Origin of the sequence: Halomonas sp. LES1 (assembly GCF_031846005.1) — a bacterium.
GTDB lineage: Bacteria > Pseudomonadota > Gammaproteobacteria > Pseudomonadales > Halomonadaceae > Halomonas.
This window is the reverse complement of sequence record NZ_JAVRGC010000002.1, coordinates 70,918-87,099: the sequence shown is the minus strand read 5'-3', so window position 1 is coordinate 87,099 and position 16,182 is coordinate 70,918. Positions and strand designations below refer to the sequence as shown.

The window sequence follows — 16,182 nt, the reverse complement described above, 5'->3', positions numbered from 1 at the left end:
GCCGGCGCAGTGCAGAAGGCGCTCCGGTACCGAATACCGCACTCATCGAAGGAGGCCACCCAGAAAACGAATCGCCGCAATACCCCAAGAGCCCCGGCATAGTGCCATCGAGATAAAAAAGCCAAGAAAGCGGTGCCCGATTGCCGACCCCTCGGCACAGGCATCAACGACGCGGAGCCAGGCTCCGCCCTGATGAACTGGAGAGTTTTCATGGAAACTGGTGTATGGATCAGCCTAATAGGCTACTTCGTACTCATGATCGCCATCGGCGTTTATGCGATGCAGAAGGCCACCTCGTCGTCCGAAGATTATATGCTGGGCGGACGCGGCCTGAGTCCCAAGGTGGCCGCGCTATCCGCCGGCGCCTCGGACATGAGCGGCTGGTTGCTGCTGGGGCTGCCCGGGGCGCTGTTCGTGTCGGGGCTCGGCTCGGCCTGGATCGGCATCGGCCTGCTGGTGGGCGCCTTCTTCAACTGGACCCTGGTCGCCCCCCGTCTGCGTGAGCAGACCGTCCACTACGGCAACGCGATCACCATCCCCGAGTTCCTGGCCAACCGGTTTCCGACCCGCGCCCTGTCGCTGAGGACGGTGTCGGCCATCGTCATCGTCGTTTTCTTCGCCGTCTACACCGCCTCCGGCCTGGTCGCGGGCGGCAAGCTGTTCGAGAGCGCCTTCGCCGGCATATTCAACTTCGGCGGTTTGAGCGACTATGCAGCGGGAGTCGTCATCACTCTGGGCATCGTGCTGGCCTACACCGTCATCGGCGGCTTTCTGGCCGTCAGCCTGACCGACTTCGTGCAGGGCTGCATCATGATGCTGGCGCTGGTGATCATGCCGGCGGTGGTACTCTTCGGCGAAGGCGGCGGCGGCTACTCCCAGGCCTCACAGACGCTCAACGAGGTAGACCCCACCCTGCTGACCTGGACCGAGGGGCTGACGGTCATCGGCTGGCTGTCGGCGGTGACCTGGGGGCTGGGCTACTTCGGTCAGCCGCACATCATCGTGCGCTTCATGGCCATCCGCAGCCTCAAGGAGGTCCCGATAGCGCGTAACATCGGCATGTCCTGGATGGCCATCTCGCTGATCGGCGCCGTGTCGCTGGGCATCTTCGGCCGGGCCTACGCCGTGCGCAACGATATGGATGTCGAGGACCCGGAGACCATCTTCATCATCCTCGCCGATCTGCTGTTTCATCCGCTGATCACCGGCTTCCTCTATGCCGCGCTGCTCGCGGCGATCATGAGCACCATCTCCAGCCAGCTGCTGGTCTCCTCCTCATCGCTGACCGAGGACTTCTACCGGCTCTTCCTGCGCAAGCAGGCATCCGACAAGGAGACGGTGACGATCGGTCGCCTCTGCGTGGTGCTGGTGGGCATCGTCGCCGTGATCATCGCCTCCAACCCCGACTCCCAGGTACTGGGGCTGGTCAGCAACGCCTGGGCAGGCTTCGGCTCGGCCTTCGGCCCGCTGATCATCCTCTCGTTGATGTGGCGGCGCACCAACGGCGCCGGCGCCATCGCCGGCATGGTGACAGGGGCCGCGACCGTCATGATCTGGATCTCGCTGGGCTGGAACGGCTCCTTCATGGGCGGGCCCGGCGTCTACGAGATCATCCCCGGCTTCATCGCCGCCTGGGTGGCCATCATGGCGGTGAGCCTCGCCACCGCCGATGCCGGCGAGTATCAGCATATCGAGCGGTAATTCGGTGCCCAAGGGCGCCGAAACCAGCAACACCACGTGGCCCCGCGACCGGGGCCATTAGCAGGAGAGATCAACCATGAATCACGCCACCCCGGGTCCTCAGGGGGTCGAGAACGTCCTCCGCGCGCGCATCCGCGACCACTATTCGATCGATGAAGCCAGCGTGCTGAAGGGACTGGTGGAGCAGCAGCTGCGTCTTTCCGAAGAGGAGCGCCGCCGTATCGCCGAGGCCGGCGCCAACTACGTGGCGCGGGTGCGCAAGGAAACCTCGCCGAGCATGATGGAGTCGTTCCTGGCCGAATACGGACTCTCCACCGCCGAGGGCGTCGGCCTGATGTGCCTGGCCGAGGCGCTGCTGCGCGTGCCCGATGCGGAGACCATCGACGACCTGATCCACGACAAGATCGAGCCCTCCGACTGGGGCGCGCACCTGGGCAAGTCCTCCTCGTCGATGGTCAACGCCTCGACCTGGGCGCTGATGTTGACCGGCAAGGTACTCGAAGACGATCCCAAGGGCCCGGTGCGCGCGCTGCGCGGCCTGGTGCGCCGCATGGGCGAACCGGTGGTACGCACCGCGGTGGCTCAGTCGATGAAGATTCTCGGCCGCCAGTTCGTGCTCGGCCAGACCATCGAGGAGGGCATGAAGAATGCCCGGGAGCTCGAGAAGCAGGGCTACACCTACTCCTACGACATGCTGGGCGAGGCGGCGCGCACCGATGACGACGCCCTGCGCTATCACCAGGCCTACGCCACGGCGATCGAGGCAATCGCCAAGCAGGCCAAGGGCGACGTGCGCTCAAGCCCCGGCATCTCGGTGAAGCTCTCGGCGCTGCATCCTCGCTACGAATACACACACCGCGATACCGTGATGAGAGTCCTGGTGCCCCGGGCCCAGGAGCTGGTGAAGCAGGCGGCCAAGGCCAACATCGGTTTCAACATCGATGCCGAGGAGCAGGACCGCCTGGATCTGTCGCTGGACGTCATCGAGGCGCTGCTCGACGACCCGGAGCTCGACGGCTGGGACGGCTTCGGGGTGGTGGTTCAGGCCTATGGGCGCCGCGCCGCACCAGTGATCGAGGCTCTTCACGAGATGGCCGAGCGCTTCGACCGCAGGATCATGGTGCGGCTGGTGAAGGGGGCTTACTGGGACACCGAGATCAAGCTGGCCCAGGAGATGGGCGTCGAGACCTTCCCGGTCTTCACCCGCAAGGTCAACACCGACGTCAGCTACATGGCCTGCGCGCAGATGCTGCTCGACCGGCGCGATCGCATCTATCCGCAGTTCGCGACCCACAACGCCCATACCTGCGCGGCTATCATCGCCATGGCGGGCGGCGACAAGGAGAGCTACGAGTTCCAGCGCCTGCACGGCATGGGCGAGTCGCTGCACCATATCGTCAAGCAGTCGGAGGGCACCCACTGCCGCATCTATGCCCCGGTCGGCGCGCACCGCGACCTGCTGGCCTACCTGGTGCGCCGCCTGCTGGAGAACGGGGCGAACTCCTCGTTCGTCAATCAGGTGGTGGATGACACCATCCCGCCGAGCGAGGTCTCCAAGGATCCGGTGGCCGAGATGCAGCGCCTGGGCGGCGCCATCGCCAGCCCGTCGATCCGCCAGCCCGGCGAGCTGTTCGCCCCCGAGCGCAAGAACTCCCGGGGCTACCGGATCAACGAGCCGGCCTCGATCCTGCCGCTGATCGAGGCCCGCGAGTCCTTCGCCGATACCACCTGGACCGCCGGTCCGATGCTCGCCGGCGGCCCGGCGCCCCAGGGCAAGGCGCGTGACATGCTCTCCCCCGCCGACACCTCCCGGGTGGTCGGCCAGGTCCACGAGGCGACCGAGGAAGAGGTGGCCGCCGCGCTGGACGCCGCCGAGGATGGCTACCGCGACTGGTCGGCGCGGCCGGCGGCGGAGCGCGCCGAGGTGCTGCGCCGGACCGCCGATCTCTACGAGGAGCACATCGCCGAGCTGACCGTGATCTGCACCCGCGAGGCCGGCAAGATGATGTTCGACGGCATCGCCGAGGTGCGCGAGGCGGTGGACTTCCTGCGCTACTACGCCAACGAGAGCGAGCGCCTCGAGGCCGAGGAGCCCGGCAGCGCCCGCGGTCTCTTCGTCTGCATCAGTCCGTGGAACTTCCCGCTGGCGATCTTTACCGGCCAGGTCGCGGCCGCGCTGGGGGCCGGCAACGCCGTACTCGCCAAGCCCGCCGAGCAGACGCCACTGATCGCCGCCCGGGCCGTCGAGTTGATGCGCGAGGCCGGCCTGCCCGAGGCGGCGCTGCAGCTGCTGCCCGGCGATGGGCCGACGGTGGGTGGCCCCTTGACCAGCGATTCGCGCATCGCCGGCGTCTGCTTCACCGGCTCCACCGAGGTGGCACAGATCATCCACAAGGCACTCGCCCAGAACGCCGGGCCCGATGCGGTGCTGATCGCCGAGACCGGCGGACTCAACGCCATGATCGTGGACTCCAGCGCGCTGACCGAGCAGGCGGTGCGCGACATCCTGATCTCCTCCTTCCAGTCGGCCGGCCAGCGCTGCTCGGCGCTGCGCATGCTCTATGTCCAGGAGGAGGCACGCGAGCGTCTGTTGACCATGCTCGACGGCGCCATGGACGCGCTGGTGATCGGCGACCCCTGGAACACCGACACCGATGTCTCGCCAGTGATCAATGCAGAGGCCCAGGCCGATATCACCGCCTACGTGGAAGCCCAGCGCAAGGCCGGCAAGCTGCTGAAGACGCTGCCCGCCCCGGAGGAGGGCACCTTCGTCACCCCGGCAGTGGTCGAGGTCGACGGCATCGGTGATCTCGAGCGTGAGATCTTCGGGCCGGTGCTGCATGTGGCCACCTTCAAGGCGCGGGAGATCGACGAGGTGGTCGATGCGATCAACGCCAAGGGGTATGGGCTGACCTTCGGCCTGCACACCCGCATCGACGATCGCGTACAGCAGATCGTCGAGCGGATCCATGTCGGCAACGTCTACGTCAACCGCAACCAGATCGGCGCCATCGTCGGCTCCCAGCCCTTCGGGGGTGAGGGACTCTCGGGCACCGGACCCAAGGCCGGCGGGCCGCTCTACGTCACCCGCTTTCGCCGTACCGCCGAGGTCGAGCGTCACGAGGCGCCGACGGGGGACACCGTGTCGATCGGCGATCTGCAGTCGGCCCTCGACGGCCTCGACCCGCGCAACTGGGCGGCGCGCCCCGACCGGGTCGAGGTGCTGCGCCGGGCGCTCTCCGGCCAGCGCGGCGTGATCCGCAAGGCGCTGGCCGAGGCGGCGTCTCTGGACATGACGCCGCAGTCGCTGCCGGGACCGACCGGAGAGAGCAACCGGCTGGCGATGTATCCCAAGGGGCCGGTGCTCTGTCTCGGTCCGACGCTGGATATCGCCGTCGCCCAGGCGGTGCAGGCGCTCGGTGCCGGCTGCCCGGCGCTGGTCGTCGCACCGGGCGCGGTCGAGGCCGTACAGCCCCTCGAGCGGGCCGGGGCGCCGGTCACCGGGATCGACGGCCGCGTCTCGGCAGATACGCTGACCGCGGTCGAGGGCTTCGTGGCGGTGGCCGCCGCCGGCAGCAGCGACTGGACCCGAGAGCTGCGCCGGGCACTCACCGAGCGCGACGGAGCCATCGTGCCGCTGGAGACCCAGACCATCGCGCCGGAGCGCTACGTGGTGGAGCGCCACCTCTGCATCGACACCACCGCCGCCGGCGGCAACGCCAGCCTGCTGGCCACGGCCGAGTAGAACGCGGGAGAGCCCCCCCTCAGCCCATCCGCAGCATGCAGGCCTTCGCCTGCCCCTTCCCACCAACAGGCCGCCCTCGGGCGGCCTGCACGTTTCTGCGGGTGTGCCATCGCCTATTTTCGCCCTGCGCGTCAGACCCAACGTTGAAACAACGCAAAATCTGCGGCATGCATCTAAAATGAATGCTCGGTGGCGGTGTCCCACCGCGCCAACGCTTGCAGGAGCCAAAACCATGTACAAGAGAACACTCACCATCCTGATCGCGACGAGCGTTGCCTTCACCGCCAGCACCCAGGTCTTCGCCTACGGTGCCGGCGACTTCTTCGCCCGCCTCGGCGTGGCCAAGTTTGCGCCCAAGAGCGATAACGGTTCGCTGGATACAGCGCTGGGCGTGCTGGAAACTGATGTGCAGGATGACAGCGCCTTCGCCTTTGCCCTGGGCTACCGCTTTACCGACAAGCTGGGCGTCGAACTGCTGGCCTCGGAGTCCTTCGACCATGACTTCACACTTGCTGGTGGTGCCGCTACCAGTTCGACAGATCATCTCCCCCCGACCCTGGCCGTACAGTACTATCCGCTGGGGGGCACCGACGCCTATGTCCAGCCCTATGTCGGTGTAGGCGTCAACTACACGACCTTCTCCGACGAGAAGCTCGACGGCTCCAGCGCAAAGCTTGAACTAGATGACTCCTGGGGGGCAGCCGGCCAGCTGGGGGTAGATCTGCTGATCGACGACCGCTGGGCCCTTAGCGGCGCAGTCTGGTATATGGATATCGATTCCGACGCCAGCCTGGATGGGAATGACATCGGCAAGGTCGAGCTCGACCCGATACTGGTCATGGGTGGCATCAGCTACCACTTCTGACCATCCCCACCCCAGACACAACAGGGCCCGCCACTGGCGGGCCCTGCCGCATAAGCGCCTGGCGGTCAGGCACCCCATGAGCGGCCAGATTCGGATTGCTGTCCTTTCACTTACCAGGCGCCACTATCCTGAGAGGGCCAGCCCCATCACCAGCAAGGCAAACAGCCCCAGAGCCAGCAGGCTCCAGGGGGGCGTCAGCATCCGGTGCGGCCAGCCGCGGCTGGGCAACACCCGATAGGGGCGCAGGAAGGCCGCACCCAGCGCCCAGATACCCAGCAGTATCAATGGCAGGCGCCCCGCAAGCGGCAGGCCAGTGATCAGCTCCGGGCGCAGCAGCAGCCACACCGCCAGCCCCGCCGCCAGCAGCAGAGCCGCCAGCGCCATCTCCCGATCGTATCGCGACTCCTCACGCCACATGGCCACCCCCGTCTCTATCCACTGACTTCAGTGAAGACGATTCCCCTCGTTCTGGCGACCCTGAAGACGCTCCGGAAGGGCTGCGACACTCTGCCACCCCGGGTAAAAAACCTTGCGCTGGGTCAACATGCTGCGCCTAACGGCTCGTTAACATGAACATGACATCCGATGCGGCACCCCGCCGCAGAAGGCCAGCCACCAGGAGCCGAAGCATGCGCAAGAGCCCCCTCTCAATCCTGATTGCGGCGAGCGTCGCCGCCGCTGCCGTTACCGCCAGCAGCCAGGCCCTCGCCTATGGGGCCGGTGACTTCTTCACCCGTCTCGGCGTGGCCAAGGTCGCGCCCAAGAGCGATAACGGAAGCCTAGTCAATGGTGCCGTTAAAGCGGACGTCCAAGACGAGACCGATTTTGCCTTTACCCTGGGGTATCGCTTTACCGACAAGCTGGGCATGGAGCTGTTGGCGGCTCTGCCCTTCAAGCACGACATCGAGCTGAACGGGGCGAACCTGGCTTCCACCAAGCACCTGCCGCCGACCCTGACCCTGCAGTACTATCCGCTGGGCGGCACCGACGCCTATGTACAGCCCTATATCGGCGTGGGCGTCAACTACACCCGCTTCTCCAACGAGAAGAGCGATCTAGGTGACCTGGAGCTGGACGACTCCTGGGGTGCCGCCGGCCAGTTGGGTGTCGACCTGTTGATCGACGATCACTGGGCGCTCAATGGCGCCGCCTGGTACCTCGACATCGATACCGATGCCAAGCTTGATGGTGACGATATCGGTACCGTTAACATCGACCCTTGGGTCGTGATGGGGGCCGTCAGCTACCGCTTCTGATTCCACCTCACGCCAGACACAACAGGGCCCGCCATTGGCGGGCCCTGTTGTGCCTGGCGTGCTGTCGTCCTGTTGTAGCAGCGCCTGGCGGCCAGTCAGCTCGTTACCGACTCAGTTTTCGGTGATCAGGCGGTCGATCTCCTCCACCACCTGCCACAGCAGCAGGCGGTCGCTGGCACGCCCGCCCTGCTGGGCAAAATAGGCCGCCAGGGCCGGGGCCACATCGCAACGCGCCGGCAGTGGAGCGCGACGCTCCACCAGGGCGTCCAGGCGGGCGATAAACACGAAGCGCAACCACTGGGGAAGCGCCATGGTATCGACGCAGAAGGGCTCCTGGCTATCGAATGCCGAGGGCTCGGGTGTCTCCATCTGCCACAGGTTGGCGGCCTTCATGGTGGCCTCGAGCCGGCGCAGGGACTTGTCGAGTTCGTCGTGAACCGTCATCGGGGAAGCTCCCAGTCGAGTGTGGCGTCATTATCTCGCCCCCGGCGACCCCTGGCCACCCGTCATCTCAAGGATCACGGCGTCGTCCCCAGGACCGGTTGGTTATCCCCCGTTCATGGCTCATTCACAGTTTCCGTGAACGGCCCTGTGGATAACCGCTGGAAAGAGTTCGCTAACCCCGATGCCATGGGAGACAGCGAAGGGCGATCAACATTTGATCACCCCCGGCACATCCTCGCCGAACCTGCTGACAGTCTGATGATGCCACGGTAGAGTGCACGCTCAGACAAGCGGAGATGCCATGCAACCCATCCACACCCTTCACGACTTCTTCGTGCGCAGCGGGGCCGAGGTACGGCTCTACCACCTGAGCCGGCGCGTGGAGCCCTGCGAGATGGCGACCCTGGAAGCCCTGGAGACCGGCTCGGCGCCCTGGCCGGTCCCCTGGCAGGGCCAGGCTCGGCTGGGTCTGGTCTTTCGCCTCGGCGACATGCCCGACCCGCTGATCTGGTTCCTGGCTCTGCCCCTGGATGAACAGGGCCGGCTCGACCCGGCATCCCGTGATGTCTTCGTGCAGCGACTCCTCGAGACCCTGGGCCGGAACGTGGCCAAGGTCGGGCGCGAGGATGGCCAGGCGGTGGATAACCTGATGAAGGACAACCCGCTGGCCTTCACACCGTCCCTCCCCTTCCAGGCCATGCTTCACGCCCTCGCCAGCCATGACCTGGGACGAGCAGCCAGCTCGCACCTGGAGCCGGTAGAGGCCTATCTGAGTGGTCAGCAGACGCGCGACTGGCAGGCACTCGGCCTCCAGGGGCTGGCCGACTTCGCGGTACGCATGGGTGACGAGGAGCGTCGCCAGCTGGCCCGGCGGCTGCCCGACCTGCCCACCGAGATGCTCACCTCGCTGTGCTACTGTCTCGAGCATGTCGCCATCGATGACCGGCTGGCCCAGGCGCTGCGCGCCCGGGGCGAAGCAGCCGCCGAGGCCGGCGATGTCGAGACCCTGTGTGCCTGCATACGGGCGGCGTCGACCAGCGAGGCCGCCGGTGACTGGTTCGACAGCCTGCTGGCCGATGCCCACGCCTGTGGCCCCGACCTGCTGGCGGCCATCGCCGCGCGCGGCTGGCCGCTTCTCGAGGATGGTCAGCGACTGCCGTGCTACCTCGAGCGCCTGGCAAGCTGCGAGCAGGCGGACTTCATGAGAGTGGCCCGCGACCTGGCCCTGATCCCCAGGCTGCGATTGCCCGTGCTGATGACCTTGCGCGAGGCGCCTGCCGACTCGCCCATCGGCAAGCGGCTCGCGGCCCTGACGCGCTGAGGCGAAGACGATCCATGACAATGATGAAGGAACTGCCCTATACCCCCAAGGCGATCATCGGCCGCCGGGAGATGGTCGAGCTGACCGAAATGCAGCTGGTGTTGTGCGCCAAGGCGGATACCGGGGCGCGTACCTCGGCGCTGCACGCGGAGGACATCACGACCTTCGACGAGGAGGGAGAGCCGTGGGTCAGCTTCACCATCCCCGGCAGTGGCCCTGACTCCCCACCCCACGTCTTCCGCATGCCGCTCCACGACCGCCGCAAGGTACGCAGCTCCAACGGCCAGCAGGAGTGGCGCTATGTGGTCCGCACGCCCATGCGGCTCGGCACCCTCGAGTACCCGGTGGAGTTCACCCTGACCGACCGACGCGAAATGCGTCACCCCATGCTGCTGGGCCGACGCGCCCTGCGTCGTCTGCTGGTGGCTCCCGGCGCCTCCTTCCTGCACGGCGACCCCTGAATTCGCTTTTCCACCCCTCCGGAGCGACTCGATGCATTTCGCACTGCTGTCACGCAACCGCAACCTCTACTCCACGCGACGCCTGGTGGAGGCCGCCGAGCAACGCGGCCACACCATGCGAGTGGTCGACACCCTGCGCTGCTACATGAGCATCGCGGCTCACCAGCCATCGATCCACTACAAGGGCGGGGAGCTGGAAACCTTCGATGCCGTGATCCCGCGGATCGGCGCCTCGGTGACCTTCTACGGCTGTGCGGTACTGCGCCAGTTCGAGATGATGGGCACCTATGTGCTCAACGACAGCGTCGCGATCACGCGCTCGCGTGACAAGCTGCGCTCGCTGCAGCTGCTCTCGCGCAAGGGGCTTGGCCTGCCGATCACCGGCTTCGCCCACTCCCCCGATGACATTCCCGACCTGATCACCATGGTCAAGAATGCCCCGCTGGTCATCAAGCTGCTCGAGGGTACCCAGGGGATCGGCGTGGTGCTGGCCGAGACCAACCAGGCGGCGGAGAGCGTGATCCAGGCCTTCATGGGCATGAAGGCCAACATCATGGTTCAGGAGTACATCAAGGAGGCCAGGGGGGCCGATATTCGCTGCCTGGTGATCGGCGACAAGGTGGTGGCGGCCATGAAGCGTCAGGCCGCCGAAGGTGAGTTCCGCTCCAACCTGCACCGCGGCGGCACCGCCAGCGTGATCCGGATCACACCGGAGGAGCGCTCCACGGCGATCCGTGCCGCCAAGGCCATGGGGCTGCGGGTGGCCGGCGTCGACCTGCTGCGCAGCAACCACGGCCCGGTGATCATGGAGGTCAACTCCTCTCCCGGCCTGCAGGGCATCGAGAGTGCCACCGGCAAGGATATCGCCGGTCTGATCATCGAACACCTGGAGAAGAATGCCGCCCCGGCACGCAAGGCACCGCCTAAGCCCAAGGGGTAATTGCCAGTTGCGCACAAGCCAGGCTCAATGGGCATCGTGATTTCCGCACTTATTCCATTCCGGGGCTAGCAAAACAGTGTTTTCCCCGCCACAATCTGCGTCACCAAAGGGGGTGACCGCTCATGTTTCTCGACAATCGCCAGGTGGCGATGGACAGCGTGCTGGAAGCGCTGGCTGACAGCATCGACTACTTTCAGGACAATCTGGAGCGCCTGAGGCCGTCGCTGCGCGACGCACTCAAGCCGCACTACGAGGCACGCAGCCGGTCCATGCGCGAGCTGCAATCACTCGCCCGGGAGCATCTCAACATGCTGCCGCGGGACGCCGATGTCGAGCGCGATGACTACATGTGGCTGTGGAGCCGATTGAAGAGCTTCGTCGGCAACGAACGCCAGGTGGTGATCGGCGAGCTGCTGGAGCAGGAGCGAGTGCTGATGCAGTCGCTCTCCAACCTGATGACCCACCCCCTGCCCGACGAGCTGGAGTCGAAGGCGGAGGAGTGCTGGAAGGGTTGTCGGGCGCTGATCCGCGAGCTCTATGCTCTGCAGAAGACGCGGGACAAGCGGCGCTGAGGCCCCTTCTCAGCGCTTCTCACCCGACGGTGTATCGGCCGCCCAGCCCTCCTGGCCAGCCTCGCCCCCCCGCGGGGTGATGACCAGCGGCTCGCGGGGTCCCAGGAAGTAGGGCTCACGCTCCCACAGATAGAGGTCTCCCAGGGTAGCCAGTCGCGCTACCCACTCCCGTGCCGCCAGCCGCCACCGCCCCTTTATATTCCGCCCCTTCACCGCGCAGCCCTGGGCCTCGATCCCCAGCGCCTCGGCGATAAACAGTGCCCGCGGCAGATGCCACGCCTGGGTGATCAACAGCGCACGCTCCACACCGAACACCTCACGCGCCCGAGCCAGGGTATCGAAGGTGCTGAAGCCGGCATAGTCCAGCGTCATGGCCGTTTCGGGTACCTCACGGCCACGCAGATCACGCCACATGGTGATGGGTTCGTTGTAGGAGAGGGTGCGATTGTCACCGGAGAGCAGCAGATGGTCGATGCGCCCCAGGCGCAGCAGGCGGGCCGAGGCGCTCATGCGCGCCTCGAAATAGGGGTTGCGGGTTCCGCTGCGGGTCCAGTGGGAGGTACCGAAGACGATACCGACCCGCTCGGCATGGCACTGTGGGAGGTGATAGCCGATGCGTTCGCGGGTCTGCCCCAGCACCCACAGGTTGGCCACCAGCAGCAGGAGTCCCGCCATCAACACCAAGGTGCCCAGCGCCATCAGGACGGCCCGAAGGATCCGCCATGCCACCCGCTTCATCGGCACCTCCTGTTCCCTGGACGCCCTCCCTCGCGGGTCGAACACCGCGAGGTCAACGGCGCGAGCCGCTAGAACATGCCGAGCTCGAGCTTGGCCTCGTCGCTCATCATCTCACGGCTCCAGGGCGGATCGAAGACGATCTCCGTATGCACCTTGCTGACCTGAGGGGCGCCAAGGATCTTGTTGCGTGCATCGGCGGCGATCACATCCCCCATGCCGCAGCCGGGGGCGGTCAGCGTCATGCGAATGGTGACGATACGCTCGCCGCTGATCAAGCGCTCGATTCGACAGCCATAGACCAGGCCCAGATCGACGATATTGACCGGAATCTCGGGGTCGAAGCAGGTGCGCAGCTGGTCCCACACAAACTGCTCGAGCTCCTCATCCGTGGCATCCTCATGCAGGGTCGGGCGCGGCATGGCCTCGAGACCCACGGCATCGAGATTGGCGCCCTCGATCAGGTAGAGGCGCCCCTCATAGCCCACGCTGAGCGTGCTGCCCTTGGCCTGCATCACGCTGACCACGCTGTCCTCGGCAAGCGTCACGCTGTTGCCGAAGGGAATGGCGATCACCTCCACATCACGCTGCAGGGGCAGCTCCTGCCCCTTGTGAAGGCTCGCAATCTGCTCGATGTCGCTCATGGCGTTCCTTTTCTAGCGGTTCCTTGCCCGACCATTACTTGTCCGATCATTGCTTGCCTGACCATGGCTTACCTGACCATGCCGATCACGCGCTCCAGGGCATCGGCAAAGATGTCGATCTCGTCCAGGGTGTTGTAGGCGGCAAACGACGCCCGGCAGGTCGCATCGACACCGAAGTGGGCGAGCAGCGGTTGAGCACAGTGGTGGCCGGTGCGAATCGCCACCCCGAGCTGGTCGATCAGCAGGCCGATATCCTGGGCGTGGGCACCATCGACCACGAAGGAGAGCACTCCGGCCTTCTTCGGCGAGGTCCCCAGGATACGCAGGCCGTCGATGCGCAGGACCCGCTCGGTGGCATGGGCCAGCAGCCGCCCCTCCCAGGCGCCGATCGCCGCGACCCCGACGCCACTCACCCACTTCAGTGCCTCGCCAAGGGCGATCACCTCGGCAATGGCCGGCGTGCCGGCCTCGAACTTGTGGGGGATCTCGGCGAAGGTGGTCTCGGCCTCGAAAGAGACGGTGGCGATCATCTCTCCCCCTCCCTGCCAGGGCGGCATCGCCTCGAGCAGCTCGGCCTTGCCATAGAGCACGCCGACCCCGGTGGGGCCGTAGACCTTGTGACCGGAGAAGGCGTAGAAGTCGGCATCGAGATCGCGCACGTCTACCGCCTGATGGGGCGTGGCCTGGGCACCATCGACCAGGATCCGCGCGCCATGGGCATGGGCGATGGCCGCCACTTCCTTGACCGGGTTGACGGTTCCGAAGGCGTTGGAGACATGGTTGACCGCGACCAGCCGGGTGCGCTCGCTGAACAGCTCGCGATAGGCCTCGAGATCCAGCGTGCCATGGGCGTCTACCGGGATCACCTTGATGGTAAAGCCGATATCGGCGGCCAGCAGCTGCCAGGGCACGATATTGGAGTGGTGTTCGAGGCGCGAGATAAGCACCTCGTCACCGGCCTGGAGGTTGACACGCCCCCAGCTGTTGGCCACCAGGTTGATCGCCTCGGTGGTACCACGGGTGAAGATGATCTCGCGGCTATCGGCGGCATTCAGGAAGCCGCGCACCGTCTCCCGGGTACCCTCGAAGGCAGCGGTGGCCTCATCCGCCAGGGTGTGCAGCCCACGGTGAATGTTGGCGTTGTAGCCACCGTAGTAGGCGGTGAACGCGTCGATCACCTGCCGCGGGGTCTGGCTGGTCGCCGCATTGTCGAGATAGACCAGCGGCCTGCCATGCACCTGGCGCGTGAGAATCGGAAAGTCGGCGCGGATCGCCGCGACGTCGAGGGTCGACGTCGCGGGGGCGCGGGTAGCCAGATCGGTCATGGCAGGCTCCTCCTCAGGATATCGCGGTCGCTCTCACTCATGACCCTTACTCATCACCCAGGGCCACGGCGGTTTCCACCAGCCCGGCCAGGTTGAAGCGCTCGGGCAGCTTGCCGGCGACGGCGAGCTCCACACGCTCGGCGATGGCATCCAGGCCCACCGCCTCGAGCACCTCACCCGCGAAGGCCAGGGTCAGGAGCCCTCGAGCGGTCTGGCGATCGATTCCGCGAGCGCGCAGGGCATAGATCGCCTCCTCGTCGAGCTGTCCCGTGGTGCAGCCGTGGGTGCACTTGACGTCATCGGCGTAGATCTCGAGCTCGGGCTTGGCATCGATCTCGGCGCGATCGGAGAGCAGCAGGTTGGCGTTGCTCTGGAAGCCTTCGATCTTCTGACTGTCGGGCTTGACCACCACCTTGCCGTTGAACACGCCATGCGAGCGATCGTCGAGGATGCCCTTGTAGTTCTCGTTGGAGAAGGTGCGCGGCGCATTGTGGTTGGCCAGGGTGTGGCTGTCGACATGCTGGCGACCCTCGCCATAGAACAGGCCGTAGAAGTCGCTGGTCGCGTTCTCGCCATTCAGCTCGCTGATCAGGTCGGTGCGCACCAGGGCGCCCCCCAGGTTCAGGTTGAACGAGGTATAGCGGCTGTCACGGGCCTGCTCGACATGAATCGACGCCACATGCAGATCGGCGAGCGGCGCCTCCTGAAGCTTGTAGTGGGTGAGCATGGCGTTACGCTCGAGGATCACTTCCGCCACCAGGTTGGTGAAGTTGGCGGCGCCCTCCTCGCCCACATGATGCTCGACCAGGGTCGCCTCACTGCGCCCGCCGGCCTGCACCAGAACGCGGGGATGGCTCATCACCGGTGCCTCGCCGTTACGGGAGAGGAACTGCAGGATGATCGGCTTCTCGACCACGGTGCCCGGCGCCAGGCGCAGCACGGCGCCCTCCTCCATAAAGGCGGTGTTCAGCGCCGAAAAGGGCGAGAACTCGACCCCGGTGAGGCGCCCCAGCGGTCCGCCTACCGCCTCGTGATTCTCGGCCAGTGCCACCGACAGGGGCTGCAGGGAGACGCCCTCCGGCAGACCATCGAGCTGCGACAGCGACGCCGAGAAGATGCCGTCGACGAAGGTCAACCGATAGGCATCGATGGGCAGGGTCAGCGTCGCCGCGCTGGCCGGGGAGAAGTCGGCATCGGCGGCCAGGGCGAAGTCACCCCGGGCGATGGCGCGAACATCGGTATACTTCCACGCCTCGTCGCGGCGAGTGGGAAAGCCCATCGCCTCGAAGCGGGCCGCGCCGGCCTGCCGACGCGCGGCAATCCAGGTCGGCTCGCCAGCGCGGTCGGCACGAGCCTCGGCCAGACGGTCGAGAAAACGCTGTGTATCTTCACTCATGCGACGGACTCCTCCAGCACCCAGTCATAGCCACGTGATTCGAGCTCGCGAGCCAGGTCCGCGTCGCCGCTCATGGCGATGCGGCCGTCGACGAGCACGTGAACCCGGTCGGGCACGATATAGTCGAGCAGGCGCTGATAGTGGGTCACCAGCAGGATGGCCCGCTCCTCGGAGCGCAGCGAGTTGACGCCATCGGAGACGACCTTCATGGCATCGATGTCGAGGCCCGAGTCGATCTCGTCAAGCATCGCCAGGCGCGGCTCCAGCACCAGCATCTGCAGGATCTCGTTGCGCTTCTTCTCGCCGCCGGAGAAGCCTTCGTTGACGGAGCGCTGCAGGAAGCTGGCGTCCATCTGCATGAGCGCCGCCTTCTCCTTGATCAGCTTCATGAACTCGGGAGCCGGAATCTCGCCGAGCCCCTGAGCCTCGCGCTTGGCATTGAACGCGGCCTTGAGCAGATAGATGTTCTTGACCCCCGGGATCTCGACCGGGTACTGGAAGCCCAGCAGCAGGCCCGCACAGGCACGCTCCTCGACGGACATCTCCAGCACGTCCTGGCCGTCATAGGTGATGCTGCCGCTGGTCACCTCATACTCTTCCCTGCCGGCGATGACCGCCGAGAGGGTCGACTTCCCGGAGCCGTTGGGCCCCATGATGGCGTGCACCTCGCCGGCATTGATGGTCAGCGACAGACCCTTGAGGATTTCATTACCCTCGACGGAAACGTGTAGATCCTTGACTTCGAGCATCGTGAATACCTTTTGATTCAAATAAGCG

General features: G+C 65.9%; 15 protein-coding genes. 8 read left to right on the top strand and 7 right to left on the bottom strand.

Annotated elements, in window-relative coordinates; all coding sequences use genetic code 11:
- Nucleotides 1-210 precede the first annotated feature (210 nt).
- The 3 genes from putP to RM463_RS04610 all read left to right on the top strand — a co-directional run bounded on the left by putP (nucleotide 211) and on the right by RM463_RS04610 (nucleotide 6,311).
- A complete protein-coding gene (gene putP, locus RM463_RS04620; protein WP_311429176.1) occupies nucleotides 211-1,701 on the top strand; it encodes a sodium/proline symporter PutP in 1,491 nt (496 codons plus the stop codon).
- 76 nt (nucleotides 1,702-1,777) lie between these two features.
- Complete coding sequence (putA, locus tag RM463_RS04615; protein ID WP_311429175.1) at nucleotides 1,778-5,446, top strand: bifunctional proline dehydrogenase/L-glutamate gamma-semialdehyde dehydrogenase PutA; 3,669 nt, start codon at nucleotides 1,778-1,780, stop codon at nucleotides 5,444-5,446.
- A gap of 232 nt (nucleotides 5,447-5,678) precedes the next feature.
- Nucleotides 5,679-6,311 (top strand): OmpW family outer membrane protein, encoded by a 633-nt coding sequence (locus tag RM463_RS04610; protein ID WP_311429174.1) that lies wholly within the window; start codon nucleotides 5,679-5,681, stop codon nucleotides 6,309-6,311.
- Nucleotides 6,312-6,434: 123 nt separating this feature from the next.
- Here RM463_RS04610 and RM463_RS04605 read toward each other — a convergent pair whose 3' ends face one another.
- Entirely contained in the window at nucleotides 6,435-6,734 is a 300-nt protein-coding gene (locus RM463_RS04605; RefSeq protein WP_311429173.1) for a hypothetical protein, read from the bottom strand.
- Between the two features lie 206 nt (nucleotides 6,735-6,940).
- On the opposite strand from RM463_RS04605, the gene RM463_RS04600 reads away from it, so the two are divergent.
- Nucleotides 6,941-7,567: an OmpW family outer membrane protein gene (locus RM463_RS04600; protein WP_311429172.1), complete on the top strand. Its 627-nt coding sequence runs from the start codon at nucleotides 6,941-6,943 to the stop codon at nucleotides 7,565-7,567.
- Nucleotides 7,568-7,678: 111 nt separating this feature from the next.
- Here the strand turns inward: RM463_RS04600 and RM463_RS04595 are convergent, their stop codons facing one another.
- On the bottom strand, nucleotides 7,679-8,011 hold the full coding sequence (locus RM463_RS04595; RefSeq protein WP_195687209.1) for a YqcC family protein: 333 nt from the start codon (nucleotides 8,009-8,011) through the stop codon (nucleotides 7,679-7,681).
- A gap of 301 nt (nucleotides 8,012-8,312) precedes the next feature.
- On the opposite strand from RM463_RS04595, the gene RM463_RS04590 reads away from it, so the two are divergent.
- The 4 genes from RM463_RS04590 (at nucleotide 8,313) to RM463_RS04575 (ending at nucleotide 11,305) form a co-directional block, all read left to right on the top strand.
- Nucleotides 8,313-9,332, top strand: coding sequence for a DUF3549 family protein (locus RM463_RS04590; RefSeq protein ID WP_311429171.1), 1,020 nt, complete (start codon nucleotides 8,313-8,315; stop codon nucleotides 9,330-9,332).
- A 23-nt stretch (nucleotides 9,333-9,355) separates the two neighbouring features.
- The gene (locus RM463_RS04585; RefSeq protein ID WP_311429585.1) at nucleotides 9,356-9,793 is read left to right on the top strand and encodes a RimK/LysX family protein; all 438 of its coding nucleotides are present in this window, start codon (nucleotides 9,356-9,358) and stop codon (nucleotides 9,791-9,793) included.
- Between the two features lie 31 nt (nucleotides 9,794-9,824).
- On the top strand, nucleotides 9,825-10,733 hold the full coding sequence (gene rimK, locus RM463_RS04580; protein ID WP_311429170.1) for a 30S ribosomal protein S6--L-glutamate ligase: 909 nt from the start codon (nucleotides 9,825-9,827) through the stop codon (nucleotides 10,731-10,733).
- Nucleotides 10,734-10,855: 122 nt separating this feature from the next.
- Nucleotides 10,856-11,305, top strand: coding sequence for a hypothetical protein (locus RM463_RS04575; RefSeq protein WP_195687206.1), 450 nt, complete (start codon nucleotides 10,856-10,858; stop codon nucleotides 11,303-11,305).
- Between the two features lie 9 nt (nucleotides 11,306-11,314).
- Here the strand turns inward: RM463_RS04575 and RM463_RS04570 are convergent, their stop codons facing one another.
- From RM463_RS04570 to sufC, 5 genes are all read right to left on the bottom strand, one after another.
- Entirely contained in the window at nucleotides 11,315-12,043 is a 729-nt protein-coding gene (locus RM463_RS04570; protein WP_311429169.1) for an ElyC/SanA/YdcF family protein, read from the bottom strand.
- A 68-nt stretch (nucleotides 12,044-12,111) separates the two neighbouring features.
- Nucleotides 12,112-12,684 carry a putative Fe-S cluster assembly protein SufT gene (sufT, locus tag RM463_RS04565; protein WP_161422451.1) on the bottom strand — a complete coding sequence of 191 codons (573 nt, stop codon included), beginning with the start codon at nucleotides 12,682-12,684 and terminating at the stop codon, nucleotides 12,112-12,114.
- 68 nt (nucleotides 12,685-12,752) lie between these two features.
- Entirely contained in the window at nucleotides 12,753-14,009 is a 1,257-nt protein-coding gene (locus RM463_RS04560; protein ID WP_195687203.1) for a cysteine desulfurase, read from the bottom strand.
- A gap of 46 nt (nucleotides 14,010-14,055) precedes the next feature.
- Nucleotides 14,056-15,405, bottom strand: a complete 1,350-nt coding sequence (sufD, locus tag RM463_RS04555; protein WP_195687202.1) for a Fe-S cluster assembly protein SufD — start codon at nucleotides 15,403-15,405, stop codon at nucleotides 14,056-14,058.
- Nucleotides 15,402-16,154 (bottom strand): Fe-S cluster assembly ATPase SufC, encoded by a 753-nt coding sequence (gene sufC, locus RM463_RS04550; RefSeq protein ID WP_311429168.1) that lies wholly within the window; start codon nucleotides 16,152-16,154, stop codon nucleotides 15,402-15,404. Before sufC ends, sufD begins: the two co-directional genes overlap by 4 nt.
- Between the last annotated feature and the right edge of the window lie 28 nt (nucleotides 16,155-16,182).